Below are 3,159 nucleotides of genomic sequence, written 5' to 3'. Positions count from 1 at the left end.
GGCTACCTACCGTTTTCCAAAGACGGTGGCGCCTTGTTATTCCACCTGTTATCGAAGTTGTACGAGCGAACCAGCATAGCCATCACCACCAACTTGACCTTTGCCGAATGGTCCAGTGTCTTCAGCGACGCCAAAATGACCACGGCGTTACTGGATCGGCTGACGCATCATTGCTACATCCTGGAAACAGGTAATGAGTCCTACCGCTTCCGGCAAAGCTCTGAAGAGGCTAAGGCGCGCATACAAGCTCGCGAGAAGCTTAAACGCAGCGGCAAAACACAGGACGATATCTTGTACTAGGAGAATCCGTTCCAAAAAACCACCCCGGAAACGGATGGCGAGCTACCTCTCGTGATCCGTTTCCTTTACACTTATCCTCAGCCGGCGACTCCAAAAACCGGCTCCACCCCCTGGTCAAATTTCAACCGGTACGGTTGGTCAATTTTCGCCCGGCGCCAACACACAGGAGTGTCGTTGCCTGTCAAATAATCATTGGATTCGGCCAATCAGGACGGGGGCTATCTTTCCAGCCAGTTCTCAACGTCGAGGCCGCGGATGCGGCTGAATTCGCGCGTGTTGTCCGTCACTAGCGTAAGGCCGAGCGCATAAGCGTGCGCGGCAATCAGCAGATCGTTCATGCCGATGGGCTGGCCAGCGGCTTCCAGCTCAGCGCGGATGCCGCCATATTCGCCGTCAGCCGGAATATCCAGCGGCAGCACCGGGATTGTTTCGAGGATACCTTCTACCCTGGTGAGCAGCTTGGGCGAGCCCTTCTTTGCGCAGCCATAGCGTAGTTCGGCGGCGACAATGATGCTGGTGAAAATCTCTTTGGGTCCGACCTGCTCAATACGACGTGCGGCAGACCCATCCGGGCTGCGGATCACGTCGCTGATGATGTTCGTGTCCAACAGATATCCTTTCAAAATATGTCCTCTGGCTGGGCGGGCATGTCCTCGACAGCAGGGAACTGATCTTCTGGTCCTAGCGGCGCCTCCTTCTTCCACTCGGCCAGCAGTTCGACGATGTTCGTTGGCCGGGTCACTGGCTCGATGATGAGTTTATTGCCTTCGCGATGGATCATCACGCGATCCCCCGGTAACTCGAACTCCACAGGAATCCGAACCGCCTGACTGCGGTTGTTGCGAAACAGCTTGGCCTCCTTGGGCCTAGACGGGGTCGATAGGGTAGGCATGGCGTTGATTTCCTATGTATATGCCACACTGTATATGCCTGACTGCGCCATGTCAATCGGTCGGTCTGCACTTCACTGCACAACTATTAGCGGCACGCTTGTCCGTAAATATTCCGAGCGCATCTACCAGGAAGCCAAGGTCTTAAAAGCCGGTACGGAAACAACCATACGGTTAATCCCATCACGAAAATGTTCGTCATGTACTTGATTTGTTTTTCATGGCGCACATTTGGCAGACGGGCTTAAAATTGCTGTCATAGATGATCAGGAAATCATGATGACACCGACTGCAGTAGCGCAATTTCACCATGCCAACTTGAAAAGCCTCAGTAATCACCCAAGCCTCGGTGAAATTGGCCGGCCTGATTTTACCGAAAGGTCGTCGTTCACGGATATGACCTGGAAAGGTTTTACAAAACTCAACGTTAGACAATGCAGTGGCCGCACCGCAACGGCTTGACCTGAAGACGAAGGGGCCGCGTAGCGATTGAACAGAGGATTATCGGGCAATTGATCGGTCAAGGCGACAATCGAGGGTCGCCGCGCTGTTCTGGGAAGCTGAATTTTTGCGACTTAGGGTCAAAACCATCGCGAAAGGCAAGTCCTGTAAATTCAATTCGCAGCCATTGCGCCACCAGGCCGGCGGTCAAGGGATGACCTTCACGCCAGGGCGCCACTTCGCGAAGAGGAAACGCTTCGTCGACCGCCAAGGACAACAACTGAGCCAGCGTCCAAGCGGTGGATCGAATCCGCTCCAGGTTTCCAGGGCGGTGCGCGACTGTTGCCAGAGATTGGCAATACCCCACCAGCGCTTCAAATTGTGAAACAACGGCTCGATGCCCCAACGCCGGGCGTACAGTTCGACAATCGCCGTAGCCGATAACGCCGTTTCGGTGGCCAGCAACAGTCGGGGCTTAGCCCAAGTCTGTTTTTTGTCGTCGTAAAACTCGCACCAGACGGCTCGAACCGGTACGCCCTTCAGGAATCGAGCCAAGGCCACTGCCGAACGTAATCGCAGCTTTTGTGGTTTACCGTGCAGTATTAACGACAGCTCGCAGATGGGCAAGCAGGCAATCGCTTCGGTTGTCAGGCGTTGACCGTATTTGCGCGGCCGGCCACGACCGGACTTGCTGGCCGTATCGGGCGGCAAAAACAACGCCGTATCGATGCGAGCCTGGGCAATGACCTGGATACCTCGACTCAGCAACGGCAAGACCAAACGGGCGCGCATGAACCACGAGTCGCACAGCAATCGGGCTGGCACTGTCAATACCGGTACCAGCACCCGCAGCAAAGCCAGCGCAATGGACAGCTTGTTGCGATTACCGGTATTCGGCACCATGCGCGACAAAATCGGCAACACCAGCTTGGCATTACCGTGACCCAAGACACTGACGCCCAGCGTCACCCAGCACTGGGCTTGCACGAAATCCGGTCGATTGGTTTTGTTGGCATGATCATGGCGCACCGCACTGCCGGGCGCATCCGGCGAATGGCGTAGCGCCAGGGTGTCGTCGATAACCAGATTCAGGGTTTGCAGCGGCAACACTGACTGCACTAAAGTCAGCAGCGCACGGGCTAGCGGCACACTACGCACACTGCCTCGTTCGATCAGCTTGTAATAAGCGGTCCAATGGCAACGGCGCCAAATCGAGCCGATGGCGCGAGTAACCCAGCCATCGGGTGACACCAGGCAGGCACACAACAATTCGACGAAGGTTGCCCGCGAACGGCGTGGCACGGCAGGCAGCAAAGCGGTAATCCATTGTGACAGAAAATGGCTACTACGCAGGGAAAAGGACATGACAGGCACCCGGAGCAAATAAATGCTCCATGGGCCGCCACTCGACAGCTTATCAATAAACAGATGTTGTCGAGTGGCGGCCGCGCAAAGTGGGTGCTATGTCAAGTATTTTTTGGGGTGCGTGAAAAATTTCGGCCATAAAAAAGCCGCCGGCCCTATCGGG

The 3,159-nt window shown here is 55.5% G+C and carries 5 protein-coding genes; 1 reads left to right on the top strand and 4 read right to left on the bottom strand.

Annotated features, from left to right (window positions below; translation table 11 throughout):
• Positions 1-300 (top strand): ATP-binding protein (locus NP590_RS20325; RefSeq protein WP_256604571.1); only part of this gene is annotated, 300 nt, incomplete at its 5' end.
• Positions 301-518: 218 nt separating this feature from the next.
• Here NP590_RS20325 and NP590_RS20320 read toward each other — a convergent pair.
• The 4 genes from NP590_RS20320 to NP590_RS20300 form a co-directional block, all read right to left on the bottom strand.
• Positions 519-908, bottom strand: a complete 390-nt coding sequence (locus NP590_RS20320) for a type II toxin-antitoxin system VapC family toxin (protein ID WP_256604570.1) — start codon at positions 906-908, stop codon at positions 519-521.
• Between the two features lie 11 nt (positions 909-919).
• Positions 920-1,192 carry an antitoxin gene (locus NP590_RS20315; RefSeq protein WP_256604569.1) on the bottom strand — a complete coding sequence of 91 codons (273 nt, stop codon included), beginning with the start codon at positions 1,190-1,192 and terminating at the stop codon, positions 920-922.
• A 518-nt stretch (positions 1,193-1,710) separates the two neighbouring features.
• Positions 1,711-1,842, bottom strand: coding sequence for a hypothetical protein (locus tag NP590_RS20305; RefSeq protein WP_256604567.1), 132 nt, complete (start codon positions 1,840-1,842; stop codon positions 1,711-1,713).
• Positions 1,839-2,996: an IS701 family transposase gene (locus NP590_RS20300; RefSeq protein WP_256604566.1), complete on the bottom strand. Its 1,158-nt coding sequence runs from the start codon at positions 2,994-2,996 to the stop codon at positions 1,839-1,841. Before NP590_RS20300 ends, NP590_RS20305 begins: the two co-directional genes overlap by 4 nt.
• Positions 2,997-3,159: the final 163 nt, after the last annotated feature.

Source organism: Methylomonas subterranea (genome assembly GCF_024505185.1).
Taxonomy (GTDB): Bacteria; Pseudomonadota; Gammaproteobacteria; order Methylococcales; family Methylomonadaceae; genus Methylomonas; species Methylomonas subterranea.
The sequence above is the reverse complement of the archived record's forward strand: the minus strand, read 5'-3'. Positions and strand labels throughout refer to the sequence as shown.

Excerpts from the sequence above, each read along its gene's own strand:
- NP590_RS20315 (WP_256604569.1), bottom strand. The coding sequence starts at position 1,192 with ATGCCTACCCTATCGACCCCGTCTAGGCCCAAGGAGGCCAAGCTGTTT.
- NP590_RS20300 (WP_256604566.1), bottom strand. The coding sequence starts at position 2,996 with ATGTCCTTTTCCCTGCGTAGTAGCCATTTTCTGTCACAATGGATTACC.